We start from the raw sequence: 15,173 nt of genomic DNA, 5'->3' as shown, positions 1-15,173 counted from the left end.
AACCTTAGACCGCGCAAATGTTTGGATTTCAGGCAACCGCAGATCGTGTTTGATGAACTACGACAGGTTGCTTGATTTGGCGGGTGTTGCACTTCGGAGTTGAATTCGCGAACACCTGGAGTATATTGCCGCCGGCAAAGGCACCGATGACGCTGGCCGGTATCACATCCAGCAGGAAGGGAATTATCCCCTGGGACTGGGCCTGATCCGCATAGACGGAGATGGCGCTGGCGTCGAGTGAGGAGGGATCCACATTCATACCGGCCCCGGGCTGCAGCACGTTGACCACGCACAGACCGATGATCAGGGCCAGGGTGCTCACCACTTCAAAATAGATCAGCGCAATGGCACCGGTTTTGCCCACCGCCTTCATGCTTTCCATGCCGGCAATGCCGGTGACCACGGTACAGAAAATGACGGGGGCGATGATCATCTTGATTAATTTAACGAAGCCATCACCAAGGGGTTTCATATCTGCGCCCAGACTCGGATAGACATGTCCCAGACATATTCCGATGGTGATTGCCAATATCACCTGAAAATAGAGGCTACTGACAATTTTCTTGTGCATGCTCAACGTCCTGTTAATAAGTGTGACTCCACTGACAGCAAATAACGCATGCAGCAGTCTGCGGCGAGAAATAGGGTTATCTCACCCGCTTCATACCTTTTTGCCATCCTGACGGTCGCTACTTTTGCATGTCATAAGAAGCAAATAAGAGACATTAATCACACAACATATTTAACATCATTAACACCACAGAAACATGGTCGCAATAGACGCCGAAGAGCACCAAATGAAAATGACAGAAATAAAAATGCCCCGCATGGCGGGGCATTTTTGATAGTAGAAATCGCGATCAGGCGGAGGTATCGAGGGGCTCGAAGCCCTTGACGAGATCGTCGATGGCCTTCATCTGCTTGAGGAAGCCTTCCAGCTTCTCCAGCGGCAGGGCGCTCGGGCCGTCACAGCGGGCAATTTTCGGATCCGGGTGGGATTCGATAAAGAGACCGGCCAGGCCCACCGCCATGCCGGCACGGGCCAGCTCGGTCACCTGCTCGCGGCGACCGCCGGAGGCCGCCCCCAGGGGATCACGGCACTGCAGGGAGTGGGTGACGTCAAAGATGACCGGATAGCCGCCGGTGCTCTTCTTCATGACGCCCAGACCCAGCATGTCCACTACCAGGTTGTCATAGCCGAAGTTGGCACCGCGCTCGCAGAGGATCAGGCGATCGTTGCCACACTCCTCGAACTTGTCGGTGATGTTCTTCATCTGGCTTGGGCTCAGGAATTGCGGCTTCTTGATGTTGATGACGTTGCCGGTGCCGGCCATGGCCTCCACCAGATCGGTCTGGCGCGCCAGGAAGGCGGGCAGCTGGATGACGTCGACCACCTCGGCGACCGGTTTGGCCTGATGGGGCTCATGCAGATCGGAGATCACCGGCATGCCGAAGGTCGCTTTCAGCTCCTGGAAGATCTTCATCCCCTCTTCCAGACCCGGGCCGCGATAGGAGTGGATGGAGGAGCGGTTGGCCTTGTCCCAGCTCGCCTTGAACACGAACGGGATGCCGAGCTTGCTGGTCACTTCCATGTACTTCTCGCACACCGCCATCGCCATGTCGCGGGATTCCAGCACGTTCATGCCGCCGAACAGCACGAAAGGTTTGTCGTTGGCGACGTCGATCTGGTTGACCTTGATATTCTTCTGTTCCATCTCAGGGATCCTTAATGGAGGGGCTTGGGACTGAGGTCCAGGGTGGCCAGCTGGGTTTTCAGCACGTCGGCCACGGGATCATCAGGGCATTGTTCAATAAAGTATTCGAAATCGTCGGCGGCAAAGCGCGGGCAATCGAGTTGCTCATAGATGAAGCCCCGATCCCGCGTCTCCAGCGGATCGCCGGGCTTCATGCGCAGCAGCAGCTCGCTGCAGCGCAACGCCTCCGTCATGCGCTCCTCGCGCAGCAGGGCGCCCTTGCTGACATTGAGCAAGCGCTCGATGATCTCCCACTGCCCCGATGGCTGCAGATGATCATCCCTCAGACTCGCCAGGTTGCCGAGGGCACCGCGCAGCAGCAGTTCGATGCGGTGCCGGCTCAGTTCATCACCGTTGAAGGGGTCCACATAGACCTCCCCGTCCAGACCGGCAAAACTCAGGAGGAAATGGCCGGGGAAGCAGATCCCCTCCACATCCAGCCCTATCTTGCGACCCAGCTGGATGAGGAGGATGCCGAGACTGACCGGGATCCCCTTGCGCCTTGCCAGCACCTGGTCCAGATCGCAGTTGGCGGACGAGAAGTAATCCTGCCAGTCGCCACGAAAGCCCAGGGTCTGGTAGAAACCCTGCAACAGCTGACGGCGCACCTCGTCGCAGTCTCCCTCGGCAATCGTCTCGTCCAGCCAGGCATCGAGGCGGGCAAGCTCGGCCTCTCCCGTGCCGCCATGGCCCCGGATCTCGTCGCTCACCGACAGCGCCAGCTCGGCCAGATCGTGAGCCTCGAAGTCGGTCCACTCATCCACACGTATCATCGTCATCCTTCCTAGCCGAACAGGCTGGCCTGCTTTTGCACCGCAAGCTTGGCGATAAAGAAGATCCACCCCAGTGCGCCCAGGAAGGCAAACCAGCGGATGCCGTTGCTGCGGGCCAGGCGCAGCGCCATCATGGCCAGAAACGCCACCACCAGGATGGATGTCAGCTTCTCGGCCAGCCAGGGGATGGCGTTGTTGAGGGGGTTGAGACCCAGCACCATGCAGAGCAGCGCACCGGAGAGCACCACCAGGCCGTTGAGCCAGCCGCTGATCTTGAGGGTGCGGGCTCCCCCTGCCAGCGCGGAGCCGGTCTGCAACCAGTAAAAGCGCAGGATAAACATCAGCACGGCCCCGGCAATCAGGGTGAGGTGCAGATGCTTGAGAACAACATACATAAGATTTCCTTGAACAGGGGCAGACCGGGCCCGCCCGTCATATCACTAAGCCAGGCGCCCCAGGGTCACCCGCTCGTTATCGCCGTAATCGCGCACGGTTTCCACCTGGACGTAGCCTTGTTGCAGCAGGAGTTGACGCACCGCCTCCCCCTGATCCCAGCCGTGTTCCAGCAACAGCCAGCCACCAGGCACCAGATGGGCGGGCGCCTGGGTGACGATGAGGCGGATATCCGCCAGCCCCAGCTCCTCCGCCACCAGGGCGGAGCGCGGCTCGAAGCGCACGTCCCCCTCGTGAAGATGGGGATCCGTCCCGTCGATGTAAGGCGGGTTGGAGACGATCATCGCAAAGCGCGGTGCATCCGAGAGCGGCGCAAACCAGCTGCCGTCGCGCACCTCGATGGGCAACCCCAGGGCGGCGCTGTTGGTGCGGGCCAACGCGGCCGCGGCCGGCATCCTGTCCACCGCCCATACATCGGCATCCGGTCGCTCAGACTTGAGCGCAAGGGCGATGGCACCGGTGCCCGTGCCCAGATCCAGCAGGGCGCAGGGGCCGCCCGGCAGGCGGGCCAGCGCCTGTTCCACCAGCACCTCGGTATCGGGGCGCGGGATCAGGGTGGCCGGGCTCACTTTCAGCGGCAGCGACCAGAACTCCCGCTCACCGATGAGGTGGGCAATGGGCTCACCATTGAGGCGACGGGCAAGCCAGCCCGCCAGGGTTGCCTGCTGGGCGGCATCGAGCTCGTGCTCCGGCCAGGTCATCAGATAGCTGCGCCGACAATCCAGCAGATGACAGAGCAGGGCATCGGCGTCGGCACGGGGGGATTCCCCGGAGGCCAGGGTCGCCATGATATGGGCACGGGCCTGCTGGATCTGCATCAGTTGCTCTCGGCCAGGGAGGCGAGCTGATCCGCCTGATACTCCTGCACCAGGGGGGTGATCACGCAGTCCAGATCCCCTTCCAGGATGTCGCCCAGACGATACAGGGTGAGGTTGATCCGGTGCTCGGAGAGACGCCCCTGGGGATAGTTGTAAGTGCGGATGCGCTCGGAGCGATCCCCGGAGCCCACCAGGTTGCGGCGGGTACTCTGCTCGGCGGCGCGGTGGCGTTCGTCCTCGGCCGCCTGCAGGCGGGCGGAGAGCACCGACATCGCCTTGGCGCGGTTCTTGTGCTGGGAGCGCTCGTCCTGGCACTCCACCACCAGCCCGGTGGGCAGGTGGGTGATACGGATGGCGGAGTCGGTCTTGTTGACGTGCTGGCCGCCGGCACCGGAAGCGCGGAAGGTGTCGATCTTCAGCTCGGAGGGGTTGATCTCCACCTGCTCGGCTTCCGGCACTTCCGGCAGCACGGCCACGGTACAGGCGGAGGTGTGCACCCGGCCCTGGGACTCGGTCTCGGGGACTCGCTGCACCCGGTGGCCGCCGGACTCGAACTTGAGGCGGCCGTAGACGTGCTCGCCGTCCACCTTGGCGATCACCTCCTTGTAGCCGCCGTGTTCGCCGTCATTGCAGCTGACGATGGAGACACGCCACCCCTGACGCTCGGCGTAGCGGGAGTACATGCGGAACAGATCCCCCGCGAAAATGGCCGCCTCGTCGCCACCGGCACCGGCGCGGATCTCCAGATAGCAGTTGTTGTCATCCTTGGGGTCGCGCGGCAACAGCATCACCTGAAGCGCCTGCTCCTGCTCCTCGAAGGTCGCCTTGGCGAGCGGCAGTTCCTCCTGCGCCATCTCCCGCAGCTCGGCATCCTCTTCCTCCAGCATCAGCCGGGTGGTGTCGAGGTTCTCTTCGGCCTGGCGGAAACGCTGGAAGGCGTGAACGATATCTTCCAGCTGGGCGTATTCCCGGGTCAGGGCGCGGTATCTGTCCTGATCCGAGGCGACCCCGGGCTCCCCGAGCAGGGCCTGTACTTCTTCATGGCGCTCGATGAGGCCTTCCAGCTTTCTGATCAATGAGGGGTTCATGACTCTTGGATTCTCGATGGAGGACGGGACGGCAAAGGGCCGTCCCAACACTATGATTCTTGTGACAATCCCAGCACCTGACGCAGTTGGGCCAGCTTGTGGCTGTCCCCCTGGGCGGCGGCCTGGCGCAGGGCCTGGGTCGGTGCGTGGATCAGTTTGTTGGTGAGGCGATGGGCCATGGCCTTGAGCGCCTGCTCGGCATTTTCACCCTGTTGCAGGGCCAGCAAGGCCCGCTGCAACTCTTCGTCGGCGACCTGCTGTGACTGATGGCGATAATCGCGAATGAGATCCACCGAGTGCTGGCTGCGATACCAGCCCATGAACTCGTCGCGCTCTTCCTGCACGATGAGTTCCGCCTCGGCGGCCGCCCGCTTGCGGGTCTCCAGGTTCTGCTCGATGATGCCCTGCAGATCGTCCACCGTGTAGAGATAGGCATCGGAGAGCTCGTCCACCTCGGCTTCGATGTCGCGGGGCACGGCGATGTCCACCAGGAACATGGGCTTGAAGCGACGCGCCTTGAGCGCCCGCTCCACCATGCCCTTGCCGATGATGGGCAGGGGGCTTGCCGTGGAGCTGATGACGATGTCCGCCTCGTGCAGGTAGTCCGGGATCTCCTCCAGGGTCATTACCTGGGCACCGAACTCCTCTGCCAGCAACTGGGCCCGTTGCAGGGTCCGGTTCGCCACCATCATCCGGGTCACGCTCTGCTCGCGCAGGTGGCGGGCCACCAGTTCGATGGTTTCACCGGCGCCCACCAGCAGCACCTTGGTCTGGGAGAGATCGGAGAAGATACGGCGGGCCAGGCTCACGGCGGCGAAGGCCACCGACACCGCGCTGGCGCCGATCTCGGTGTCGGTGCGCACCCGTTTGGCCACCGAGAAGGATTTCTGGAACAGGCGCTCCAGGGATCCTTTCACCGCATCCGCCTGCTGGGCGTGGGCGTAGGATTGCTTGATCTGCCCCAGGATCTGCGGCTCCCCGAGCACCAGGGAGTCGAGGCCGCAGGCCACCCGCATCAGGTGTCGCACCGCTTCCTCGTCCTGGTGCCGGTAGATGGCGGAGAGCACCTCGCTCGCCTCCAGCGCGTGGAACCGCTGCAACCAGTTCAGCACCTGCTCCCCCTGCCCCTGCTCCAGGCTGCAATAGAGCTCGGTGCGGTTGCAGGTGGAGACGATCACCGCCTCGCTGACGCCAGGCTGCTCCACCAGCTCACGCAGGGCGCGATCGATGCGGTCCGGGCCAAAGGCGACCCGCTCCCGCAAAGCGACACTGGCGGTGTTGTGGTTGATTCCGAGGGCAAACAGACTCATGGGTGGGTGATGATCGTTTCATGCACAGGGTGTAGAGGCCGACAATTGTACGAGAAAGGGTAAGTCTTTAAAAGCAATACGGCCGCCCCTTATACTGTCGCAAACCTCATCTGCGGAGCTCCACCTTGTTGTTGCGTATCTTCTCCCTCGCCTGCCTGCTGGTGCTGGCGGGCTGTACCACCACCCAACCCCAGCGGGATCAGGTCAACTGGCAGCAGGAGCGCGCCCGCCTCGAACGCCTCACACACTGGCAGTTGTCGGGCAAAATGGCCATCATCACCGCCCGCCAGAAGGGCAGCGCTCGCCTCAACTGGCAGCAAAACGGCGACGACTATCGCCTCAACCTCACCAGCCTCATCGGCACCCATATTCTGGAACTCTCCCGCACCGGCGGCGAGGTGACTCTGCTCGACAACGACGGAAAACAGCACCAGAGCCAGGATGCCGAGCTCCTGGTCTATCAGCTCACCGGCTGGCACATTCCGGTGGCCGGGCTGCCTGAGTGGATCAAGGGATTGCCGGGGCAGGCCGAATTCGAGCTCAACCCCGATGCCAGCCTCGCCAGCGTGCGCGACGGCCAGTGGCAGATCGTCTACGGGGACTATCGGGATCAAGACGGCTATCGCCTGCCCCACCTGCTCACCATGACCGGGCAGGAGAGCCGTCTCAAGCTGCAGATCAACGAGTGGACCCTGGCACCATGATGCACGACCAGGCGCCGATCCGCTGGCCAGCCCCGGCCAAGCTCAACCTCTTCCTGCACGTCAACGGCCGCCGCCCCGATGGCTACCACGAACTGCAGACCCTCTTCATCTTTCTCAATCACGGCGACTGGCTGGAGTTTGAGCCGCTCACGGGCAGCGACCAACTCACCCTGAGCCCGGCCATTCCCGGCGTGCCCGATGAACAGAACCTCATCATCCGGGCTGCGCGACTGTTGCAGAGCCGGTTGGCCAGTCCGCAGGGAGCCCATATCCGGCTGGAGAAGGTACTGCCCATGGGCGGTGGCATCGGGGGCGGCTCGTCGGACGCGGCCACCACCCTAGTGGCCCTGAACCACCTCTGGCAAGCCGGCTTGAGTGAAGACGAGCTGGCAGAGCTCGGCGTGCAGCTGGGCGCCGACGTGCCGGTGTTCGTGCGGGGCAAGGCCGCCTTCGCCGAGGGCGTGGGGGAGCGGTTGCAACCGGTCGAGGTGCCGGATGCCTGGTACCTGGTACTCAAGCCCGATTGCCATGTGGCCACCGCCGCCGTGTTCCAGGATCCCGACCTGCCCCGCAACACCCCCAAGATGACCCTGGACAATCTGCTGGCAGGAGAGTGGAAAAACGATTGCGAACTGCTGGTGAAAAAGCGCCACCCCGAGGTTGCCAATGCGCTCGGCTGGTTGCTAGAATACGCGCCGTCAAGAATGACGGGCACTGGCGCCTGCGTCTTTGCTCGATTTAAAGACGAAATGGCTGCTCGGAAGGTGTTGGCAAGAGTGCCGGAAGGCTGGGATGGGTTTGTCGCCAAGGGCGAGAACATATCACCACTCTTCGTCACTTTGCAACAAGTGAGTGATTGGGGTATCGCCAAGCGGTAAGGCAGCGGGTTTTGATCTCGCCATTCCTAGGTTCGAATCCTAGTACCCCAGCCAACTCTCTCCTTGTTGAGGCCGCATCGGGAGGTGTTGACCTCGTCGATGTGTCTTGGGCCAATCTGACGCGATGGCGCTCAAGGTGGATTCCCGTCCACCCACCCTGCGGGTGATGAGACGCCATCCTCGACATCGCCCAGAGACCTTGTCCGTCATCTTGCTAAATCGTTTGCCCCCAAACGATACGGGTCTAAAATCAGACTCCCCACATACTGGATGCAACCCCGAGGTTTCAAACCGTGCCTGACATGAAGCTGTTTGCTGGTAACGCAACGCCGGAACTAGCCCAGAAGATCGCAGATCGCCTGTTTATCAAACTCGGCAATGCTGCCGTAGGTCGCTTTAGCGACGGCGAGATCAGCGTACAGATCAACGAGAATGTACGCGGTGGCGATATCTTCATCATTCAATCCACCTGTGCCCCGACCAACGACAATTTGATGGAATTGATCGTCATGGTGGATGCACTGCGTCGTGCTTCAGCTGGCCGTATCACTGCCGTTATCCCCTACTTTGGTTATGCCCGTCAGGACCGCCGCGTCCGCTCCGCCCGTGTGCCCATCACCGCCAAGGTCGTCGCCGACTTCCTCTCCAGCGTAGGTGTGGACCGTGTGCTGACCGTTGACCTGCATGCCGAGCAGATCCAGGGCTTCTTCGACGTCCCCGTCGACAACGTGTTCGGCAGCCCGGTGCTGCTGGAAGACATGAAGGCCAAGAACCTCGAATCCCCCGTGGTCGTGTCACCGGACATCGGCGGCGTAGTCCGTGCCCGTGCCATCGCCAAGCTGCTGGACGACACCGACATCGCCATCATCGACAAGCGTCGTCCCCGTCCTAACGTCTCCCAGGTCATGCACCTGATCGGCGACGTGGCTGGTCGTGACTGCGTCATCGTCGACGACATGATCGACACCGGCGGCACCCTGTGCAAAGCGGCCGAAGCGCTGAAAGAGCGTGGTGCCAAGCGCGTGTTCGCCTATGCGACCCACCCTGTCTTCTCCGGCACCGCCGTTGAAAACATCAAGAATTCGGTCATCGACGAGCTGATCATCACCGACTCCATCCCGCTCACCCCGGAGATGAAGGCAGTCGGCAAGGTCAAGCAGCTGACCCTCTCCTCCGTGCTGGCCGAAGCCATTCGCCGCATCAGCAACGAAGAGTCCATCTCTGCCATGTTCGAGCATTGATAGACCCTGTCGTGACAAAAACCGCCAAATGGCGGTTTTTGTTTTTTTGGGTGCCTGGCGCCAACCGCCAGCCTTCACTCGGCAAGAGACGAAAACCTCGGACGAGCCACCCCACCCGAGCCCTTCTGTCCGGCTTTTCCCCGACCTTGCCGCACTTTGGTTGAGTGATCGCCACTCGGCGGCTAGAATATTGCGTCCCATTGCCCCGGGTCATCCGCCCATGGCAAGTAGCGAGTGAAGACATCAAGCGTGACAAGTCAAATCAAACTGATTGTCGGGCTGGGTAATCCCGGCCCCGAATATGCCAAGACCCGCCACAATGCGGGCGCCTGGTATGTGGAGCAACTGGCACGCTGGCACAATGTCAGCCTGCGCGAAGAGCCCAAGTTCTTCGGCCACACCGCCCGCTTCCTGGTGGACGGGCAGGATGTGCGGCTGCTCATCCCGAACACCTACATGAATCTCTCCGGCAAGGCCGTGGCGGCGCTCGCGCGCTTCTACCAGATCGCCCCGGAAGAAATCCTGGTGGCCCACGACGAGCTGGACCTGCCTCCCGGCATCGCCAAGTTCAAGCAAGGGGGCGGTCACGGCGGCCATAACGGCCTCAAGGACATCATCGCCAGAATGGGCAACAACAATAACTTCTTCCGGCTGCGCCTTGGCATCGGCCATCCGGGCGCCAAGGAGCTGGTCGCCGGCTTCGTGCTGACCAAGGCGCCCAGCAGTGAGCAGAGTCTGATCGAGGCCGCGCTGGACGAATCCCTGCGCGCCACCGACATCCTGTTCAAGCAGGACATGACCAAGGCCATGAATCGCCTGCACAGTTTCAAGGCCGAGAAAGTCTAGGCCTTCAGCCTGCATCGCCAGGCAGTTCAAGATGACCGGCCCCCTGGCGAGATCCCTCGCCTCGGGGTCAAGCAACACGACACGGGCCGCCCGCGCGGCCCCTTGAAGCATCCACCAACAAGGTAACAATCCATGGGTTTTAAATGCGGTATCGTGGGCCTGCCCAATGTAGGCAAATCCACCCTGTTCAATGCGCTGACCAAGGCCGGCATCGAAGCCGCCAACTTCCCGTTCTGCACCATTGAGCCGAACACGGGTGTGGTCCCCATGCCGGATCCCCGCCTCGACCAGCTGGCGGCCATCATCAATCCGCAGCGTGTCGTGCCGACCACCATGGAGTTCGTGGACATCGCCGGCCTGGTGGCCGGTGCCTCCAAGGGCGAAGGCCTTGGCAACCAGTTCCTCGCCAACATCCGTGAAACCGAAGCCATCGGTCACGTGGTGCGCTGCTTCGAGGACGAGAACATCGTCCACGTGGCGGGCAAGGTCTCCCCGGCCGACGACATCGAGGTGATCAACACCGAGCTGGCCCTCTCCGACCTGGATGCCTGCGAGCGCGCCATCAATCGCCAGTCCAAGCGTGCCAAGGGCGGCGACAAGGATGCCAAGCTGGAAGTGGAAGTGCTGGAGAAGATCAAGGTTGCCCTGGAAAACGGCCAGATGATCCGCGGCATGAAGCTGGACAAGGATGAGCTGGCCGCCGTCAGCCACCTCAACTTCCTGACCCTCAAACCCACCATGTACATCGCCAACGTGGCAGAAGATGGCTTCGAGAACAACCCCTACCTCGACAAGGTGCGCGAAATCGCCGCCGCCGAGAACGCGGTTGTGGTAGTCGTCTGCTGCGCCATCGAGGCGGACATCGCCGAGCTGGACGACGAAGACCGCGCCGAGTTCATGGCGGATCTGGGCATCGAGGAGCCGGGCCTGAACCGGGTGATCCGCTCCGGATACGAGCTGCTCAAGTTGCAGACCTACTTCACCGCCGGTGTGAAAGAAGTGCGCGCCTGGACCATTCCGGTAGGCGCCACCGCCCCGCAGGCCGCTGGCAAGATCCACACCGACTTCGAAAAAGGCTTTATTCGCGCCCAGACCATCGCCTTCGACGACTTTATCACCTATAAGGGTGAGCAAGGCGCCAAGGAAGCAGGCAAGATGCGCGCGGAAGGGAAAGACTACATCGTCAAGGATGGCGATATCATGAACTTCCTGTTCAACGTCTAACCCCATGAGAGGCCAGCATTTGCTGGCCTCTTTTTTATCTGGCCAGAGGCGCGATCTGGGTGCGAATGTCGTAAAAAAAACCAGATTGTTGGGCTTTTGCACGACAGCGGCCAATAACTCGCCAAACGCACCCAAATTCGTTTTTTCAAACAAAAAAAGGGTTGACGCCCCAGAGCCAGATACGCATAATTCCGGCCGCACAGTGACGAGGCAACGACTCACTGGAAGCACGGTTGGCTATGTAGCTCAGTTGGTTAGAGCATCGCACTCATAATGCGGGGGTCACAGGTTCGAATCCCGTCATAGCCACCATCTCTAGTTGGGGTATCGCCAAGCGGTAAGGCAGCGGGTTTTGATCTCGCCATCCCTAGGTTCGAATCCTAGTACCCCAGCCATTTTTTGAATGATGTTTGATGGTCTCTGTCAGGCATCGTTGTTGGGGTATCGCCAAGCGGTAAGGCAGCGGGTTTTGATCTCGCCATCCCTAGGTTCGAATCCTAGTACCCCAGCCATTTTTGAATGATGTTTGACAGTCTCTGTCGGGCATCGCTGTTGGGGTATCGCCAAGCGGTAAGGCAGCGGGTTTTGATCTCGCCATCCCTAGGTTCGAATCCTAGTACCCCAGCCATTTTTCTGTTCTCTTCCACGTTTGTGGTTGACAACAAACGGCTATGTAGCTCAGTTGGTTAGAGCATCGCACTCATAATGCGGGGGTCACAGGTTCGAATCCCGTCATAGCCACCATGTTTGAAAAACGTTCCTTCAATCATTCGATTGCAAAGAACACTGTTGGGGCATCGCCAAGCGGTAAGGCAGCGGGTTTTGATCTCGCCATACCTAGGTTCGAATCCTAGTGCCCCAGCCATTTTTGCTTGTATTCGACGCAAGTCGTGCACAAGACGGCTATGTAGCTCAGTTGGTTAGAGCATCGCACTCATAATGCGGGGGTCACAGGTTCGAATCCCGTCATAGCCACCATTATTCTTGCGGAAGTGGCGAAATTGGTAGACGCACCAGATTTAGGTTCTGGCGCCCTAGGCGTGAGAGTTCGAGTCTCTCCTTCCGCACCATCGAAAGCAGTACCAAACAGACCAGCTCAGGCTGGTTTTTTTGTATCCGGCGTTTGCCGCTCTTCTTCCCCTCTCCATGCCATCGCACGCCTGCAACGCCACCTCATGTCTCAACGGCTGCGCCTTGTGTTCTCCTCTGCGACGGCGCAATGCCCTGCTCCGACGTGATGCCACCCTTTTCATCTCGCAGAGCACTGCGGGCAATAAAAAGGCGACCCGCAGGCCGCCATATCGTTTGCTGTCGTCAGAACGGGAAGAACCAGGGGATGGCGATGACGCTCACCACCATCACCAGCAAGGTGAAGGGCACGCCGATGCGCACGAAGTCCATGAACTTGTAGTTGCCCGGGCCCAGCACCAGGGTGTTGACCGGCGACGAGACCGGCGTCATGAAGGCTGCCGAGGCGGCGATGGCGATGGTCATGGCAAAGGGATAAGGCGACACCCCCATCTGATGGGCCGTCCCCAGCGCGATGGGCGCCATCAGCACCGCCGTCGCCGTGTTGGAGATGAAGAGCCCGATGACGGCACAGAGCGCGAAGAGGCTGGCCAGCATCACCCTGGGGCCCATCTCCCCCACCGCCGAGATGAGCGCGCCGACGATGAGATCCACCCCGCCGGTCTGCTGCAATGCAAGGGCAAAGGGCAGCATGCCCACGATGAGGATCAGGGTCGGCCAGTGGATGGACTTGTAGGCGCTCTCCAGATCGATGCAGCGGAACTTGCCCATCAGCAGGCAGGCGATGAGCGCCGCAATCACGTTGGGCACGGGATCCGTCACCATCAGCACTATCATGACCCCGAGGGCAATCAGGGCGTGAATGGCCTGGCTGCGGGCCGGCGCCATCTCGTCCACTTCCGCAGGCAGGCCCAGCAGCAGAAAATCGCGATGATGGGTCTGCAACTGACGAATGAGGCTCCAGTTCCCCACCACCAGCAGGGTATCCCCCATCTGCAGCGACTCGTCCACCAGCTTGCCGGTCAGCGCCTCTCCATCCCGGCGGATCCCCACCACGCTCAGACCGTAACGGGAACGGAAGGTCACCTCGCGGATGCTCTTGCCGAGCAGCCGGGAGCCGGGGATGAGGGAGACCTCCGCCATGCCCACCTCCCGCGCCTGGTCGGAGAAATACTCTCCGCGCAATATCATGGGCTCGAGCCGCGCCTCGCTGCAAAACTCCCGCACATCCACCTCGGGATCCGACATGTCGATGAGCAGCACGTCCTTGGCCTGGAACTCGGTCACCCCGGTGACACTGACCATCACCCGCCTGAACTTGCGCCAGCGCTCCATCCCGATGACGTTGGCCCCGAAGCGGGCACGCAATTGCAGCTCGTCCAGGGTCTGGCCGATCAGGGGGGAATCGGGCCGGATCGCCAGTCGGCGTGCTCGCCCGGCCAGCCGGTAGTCACGGATGAGATCCCGCATGGTGCTGCGTCCCATCTGCTTGCCCTTGCCCTCCTCTCCTTCACGCACCAGACGGTTGCGCATCAGCAGCATGTAGAGGATCCCCATCCCCAGAATGATGACCCCCATGGGAGTGAAGCCGAAGAAGCCGAACCCCTGGATGTCGTGCCGCATCAGTTCACTGTTCACCACCATGTTGGGAGGGGTTGCCACCAGCGTCATCATGCCGCTGATAAGGCCGGCAAAGCCGAGCGGCATCATCAGTCTGCCCGCCGGGATCCCCATCCGGTTCGCCACGCTCAGCACCACGGGGATGAAGATGGCCACCACCCCGGTCGAACTCATCACGGCCCCCAGGGTCGCCACCGCCACCATCAGCAGCACCAGCATGCGGGTTTCGCTGCTGCCGGCCACCTTCACCAGGGCATCTCCCACCTGATAGGCGATGCCGGTACGCACCAGCCCCTCCCCCACCACGAACAGGGCGGCAATCAGAATGACGTTGGGATCACTGAATCCTGCCAGCGCCTGCGGCAGGGTCAGGGTGCCGCTCAACACGAACAGGATGATGATCAACAAGGCGACCACGTCCATGCGGACCTTGTTGGTAATAAACAGGAGAATGGCACCCACCAGCATGCTGAGCACCCAGATCAACTCGGAATTCACACTTGCTCCTTTTGTTCAACGTCAACCACGGCCGGCCTCGGACGCCATCAGACCACAGAGCCCGTCCCCCTGATTTGTTACATATCAAGAAAGAGGAGACCGCATCATCTCACATTCAGGTTCAGTTGCGGCCATTTTACCGGTCCGTGAACGCAGTCGGTCGCCCTTCACATGTCGGGGTAAAAAGTGCTGCACGCTCCCCACGCCCCTCCTAAAATGGGCCCGCCGCGGCCTGAGCCGCCCTCTCACCCCTTGCTCTTCGGAGACGACATGACCCAGCACACCCCGGCCTACCCGGCATTCACCTTCTTCAGCCGCTTTGTCGCCGACATCCAGGCTGGCCGAAAGACCATCACCATCCGCGACGAGAGCGAGGCAAACTGGCGGCCCGGCCAGCGCCTGGCCCTGTTCACCAACCCGGAACACCAGCCTTTTGGCACCATTGAAGTCATCTCGGTCAAGGCGGTCGCCTTTGAGGCGCTGAGCGACGAGCACGCCCGTCAGGAGAACATGACCCTCCCCGAGCTTAAAGATGTGATCCGCGATATCTACCCCACACTGCCCCCCCTCTATGTGATTGAATTCGTGCTGATTGAGGCCTGATTTTGTGAGCTGCCTCAGCTAACGCCGGTTGCGCTCACAGGCCAAAAGCGCACAATGACTGTTTTTATATACAGTCATTGGTGTCTTATGGAAAAACAACTCGAACCGGCCATCGCAGTCATGGTGGCAGACTTCATCGCCGCAGGTCGTCCCAAGGCGAGCCAGCTGAGCTGGCAGGCGCGCCGTGACGGCTACCTAGCCTCTGCCCTGTTGGGCGGTGAGTGGCCTTGTTGCACAATTCCAAAACAGGACGGACTTTCTCCAAGCGCCGATTTCGCTCAGTTGACCTGCTGTCGTACAGGCATACCTAACCCCGTCATCCTGTTGATAGCCT

Annotated in this window: 13 protein-coding genes, 9 tRNA genes and 2 pseudogenes; 16 read left to right on the top strand and 8 right to left on the bottom strand. The window is 61.0% G+C overall.

Translation table 11 applies throughout. The features are described 5' to 3' along the window. Nucleotides 1–112: 112 nt before the first annotated feature. The 7 genes and pseudogenes from PG883_RS20085 to hemA form a co-directional block, all read right to left on the bottom strand. Nucleotides 113–571, bottom strand: a pseudogene (locus PG883_RS20085) (cation:dicarboxylate symporter family transporter); the annotation flags it as partial. 289 nt (nucleotides 572–860) lie between these two features. Beyond that, nucleotides 861–1,715, bottom strand: a complete 855-nt coding sequence (kdsA, locus tag PG883_RS20080; RefSeq protein WP_128343953.1) for a 3-deoxy-8-phosphooctulonate synthase — start codon at nucleotides 1,713–1,715, stop codon at nucleotides 861–863. 11 nt (nucleotides 1,716–1,726) lie between these two features. After that, the gene (locus tag PG883_RS20075) at nucleotides 1,727–2,527 is read right to left on the bottom strand and encodes a SirB1 family protein (protein ID WP_270807838.1); all 801 of its coding nucleotides are present in this window, start codon (nucleotides 2,525–2,527) and stop codon (nucleotides 1,727–1,729) included. An 11-nt stretch (nucleotides 2,528–2,538) separates the two neighbouring features. Then, entirely contained in the window at nucleotides 2,539–2,922 is a 384-nt protein-coding gene (locus tag PG883_RS20070; protein WP_042880800.1) for a SirB2 family protein, read from the bottom strand. Between the two features lie 45 nt (nucleotides 2,923–2,967). Further along, complete coding sequence (prmC, locus tag PG883_RS20065) at nucleotides 2,968–3,798, bottom strand: peptide chain release factor N(5)-glutamine methyltransferase (RefSeq protein WP_270807836.1); 831 nt, start codon at nucleotides 3,796–3,798, stop codon at nucleotides 2,968–2,970. Continuing rightward, a complete protein-coding gene (gene prfA / locus PG883_RS20060) occupies nucleotides 3,798–4,886 on the bottom strand; it encodes a peptide chain release factor 1 (protein ID WP_039039601.1) in 1,089 nt (362 codons plus the stop codon). The genes prmC and prfA overlap by 1 nt, the downstream gene beginning before the upstream one ends. A 50-nt stretch (nucleotides 4,887–4,936) precedes the next feature. Next, nucleotides 4,937–6,196, bottom strand: a complete 1,260-nt coding sequence (gene hemA, locus PG883_RS20055) for a glutamyl-tRNA reductase (protein ID WP_039039600.1) — start codon at nucleotides 6,194–6,196, stop codon at nucleotides 4,937–4,939. A gap of 125 nt (nucleotides 6,197–6,321) precedes the next feature. Between hemA and lolB the strand changes: the two genes are divergently transcribed. The 14 genes from lolB to PG883_RS19985 all read left to right on the top strand — a co-directional run bounded on the left by lolB (nucleotide 6,322) and on the right by PG883_RS19985 (nucleotide 12,159). Beyond that, nucleotides 6,322–6,900 carry a lipoprotein insertase outer membrane protein LolB gene (lolB, locus tag PG883_RS20050; protein WP_039039599.1) on the top strand — a complete coding sequence of 193 codons (579 nt, stop codon included), beginning with the start codon at nucleotides 6,322–6,324 and terminating at the stop codon, nucleotides 6,898–6,900. Next, entirely contained in the window at nucleotides 6,900–7,778 is an 879-nt protein-coding gene (ispE, locus tag PG883_RS20045) for a 4-(cytidine 5'-diphospho)-2-C-methyl-D-erythritol kinase (RefSeq protein ID WP_270807840.1), read from the top strand. The genes lolB and ispE overlap by 1 nt, the downstream gene beginning before the upstream one ends. Beyond that, nucleotides 7,758–7,832, top strand: a tRNA-Gln gene (locus PG883_RS20040). Before ispE ends, PG883_RS20040 begins: the two co-directional genes overlap by 21 nt. A 239-nt stretch (nucleotides 7,833–8,071) precedes the next feature. Further along, nucleotides 8,072–9,019, top strand: coding sequence for a ribose-phosphate pyrophosphokinase (locus PG883_RS20035; RefSeq protein WP_010673845.1), 948 nt, complete (start codon nucleotides 8,072–8,074; stop codon nucleotides 9,017–9,019). A gap of 249 nt (nucleotides 9,020–9,268) precedes the next feature. Further along, a complete protein-coding gene (gene pth, locus PG883_RS20030) occupies nucleotides 9,269–9,865 on the top strand; it encodes an aminoacyl-tRNA hydrolase (RefSeq protein WP_041215615.1) in 597 nt (198 codons plus the stop codon). Nucleotides 9,866–9,997: 132 nt separating this feature from the next. Continuing rightward, the gene (gene ychF / locus PG883_RS20025; protein WP_270807834.1) at nucleotides 9,998–11,089 is read left to right on the top strand and encodes a redox-regulated ATPase YchF; all 1,092 of its coding nucleotides are present in this window, start codon (nucleotides 9,998–10,000) and stop codon (nucleotides 11,087–11,089) included. A gap of 235 nt (nucleotides 11,090–11,324) precedes the next feature. Continuing rightward, nucleotides 11,325–11,401 (top strand) — tRNA-Met (locus PG883_RS20020). A gap of 8 nt (nucleotides 11,402–11,409) precedes the next feature. Next, nucleotides 11,410–11,484, top strand: a tRNA-Gln gene (locus PG883_RS20015). A gap of 42 nt (nucleotides 11,485–11,526) precedes the next feature. Continuing rightward, nucleotides 11,527–11,601, top strand: a tRNA-Gln gene (locus PG883_RS20010). A 41-nt stretch (nucleotides 11,602–11,642) separates the two neighbouring features. Beyond that, nucleotides 11,643–11,717, top strand: a tRNA-Gln gene (locus PG883_RS20005). A 39-nt stretch (nucleotides 11,718–11,756) separates the two neighbouring features. Next, nucleotides 11,757–11,833 (top strand) — tRNA-Met (locus PG883_RS20000). A gap of 46 nt (nucleotides 11,834–11,879) precedes the next feature. Continuing rightward, nucleotides 11,880–11,954, top strand: a tRNA-Gln gene (locus PG883_RS19995). 36 nt (nucleotides 11,955–11,990) lie between these two features. Beyond that, nucleotides 11,991–12,067 (top strand) — tRNA-Met (locus PG883_RS19990). Nucleotides 12,068–12,075: 8 nt separating this feature from the next. Further along, nucleotides 12,076–12,159, top strand: a tRNA-Leu gene (locus PG883_RS19985). 244 nt (nucleotides 12,160–12,403) lie between these two features. On the opposite strand, the gene PG883_RS19980 is transcribed toward PG883_RS19985, so the two are convergent. Next, entirely contained in the window at nucleotides 12,404–14,236 is a 1,833-nt protein-coding gene (locus PG883_RS19980; protein WP_270807833.1) for an SLC13 family permease, read from the bottom strand. Nucleotides 14,237–14,506: 270 nt separating this feature from the next. Between PG883_RS19980 and yqfB the strand changes: the two genes are divergently transcribed. Then, nucleotides 14,507–14,839 carry a N(4)-acetylcytidine aminohydrolase gene (yqfB, locus tag PG883_RS19975; RefSeq protein WP_143237213.1) on the top strand — a complete coding sequence of 111 codons (333 nt, stop codon included), beginning with the start codon at nucleotides 14,507–14,509 and terminating at the stop codon, nucleotides 14,837–14,839. 87 nt (nucleotides 14,840–14,926) lie between these two features. Beyond that, nucleotides 14,927–15,173, top strand: a pseudogene (locus PG883_RS19970) (hypothetical protein); the annotation flags it as partial.

This window comes from Aeromonas sp. QDB25 (genome assembly GCF_027707725.1).
Lineage (GTDB): Bacteria > Pseudomonadota > Gammaproteobacteria > Enterobacterales > Aeromonadaceae > Aeromonas > Aeromonas caviae.
The sequence above is the reverse complement of the archived record's forward strand: the minus strand, read 5'-3'. Positions and strand labels throughout refer to the sequence as shown.

Excerpts from the sequence above, each read along its gene's own strand:
- PG883_RS20075 (WP_270807838.1), bottom strand. The coding sequence starts at position 2,527 with ATGATACGTGTGGATGAGTGGACCGACTTCGAGGCTCACGATCTGGCC.
- prmC (WP_270807836.1), bottom strand. The coding sequence starts at position 3,798 with ATGCAGATCCAGCAGGCCCGTGCCCATATCATGGCGACCCTGGCCTCC.
- yqfB (WP_143237213.1), top strand. The coding sequence starts at position 14,507 with ATGACCCAGCACACCCCGGCCTACCCGGCATTCACCTTCTTCAGCCGC.
- ispE (WP_270807840.1), top strand. The coding sequence starts at position 6,900 with ATGCACGACCAGGCGCCGATCCGCTGGCCAGCCCCGGCCAAGCTCAAC.
- prfA (WP_039039601.1), bottom strand. The coding sequence starts at position 4,886 with ATGAACCCCTCATTGATCAGAAAGCTGGAAGGCCTCATCGAGCGCCAT.
- hemA (WP_039039600.1), bottom strand. The coding sequence starts at position 6,196 with ATGAGTCTGTTTGCCCTCGGAATCAACCACAACACCGCCAGTGTCGCT.
- ychF (WP_270807834.1), top strand. The coding sequence starts at position 9,998 with ATGGGTTTTAAATGCGGTATCGTGGGCCTGCCCAATGTAGGCAAATCC.
- kdsA (WP_128343953.1), bottom strand. The coding sequence starts at position 1,715 with ATGGAACAGAAGAATATCAAGGTCAACCAGATCGACGTCGCCAACGAC.
- PG883_RS20070 (WP_042880800.1), bottom strand. The coding sequence starts at position 2,922 with ATGTATGTTGTTCTCAAGCATCTGCACCTCACCCTGATTGCCGGGGCC.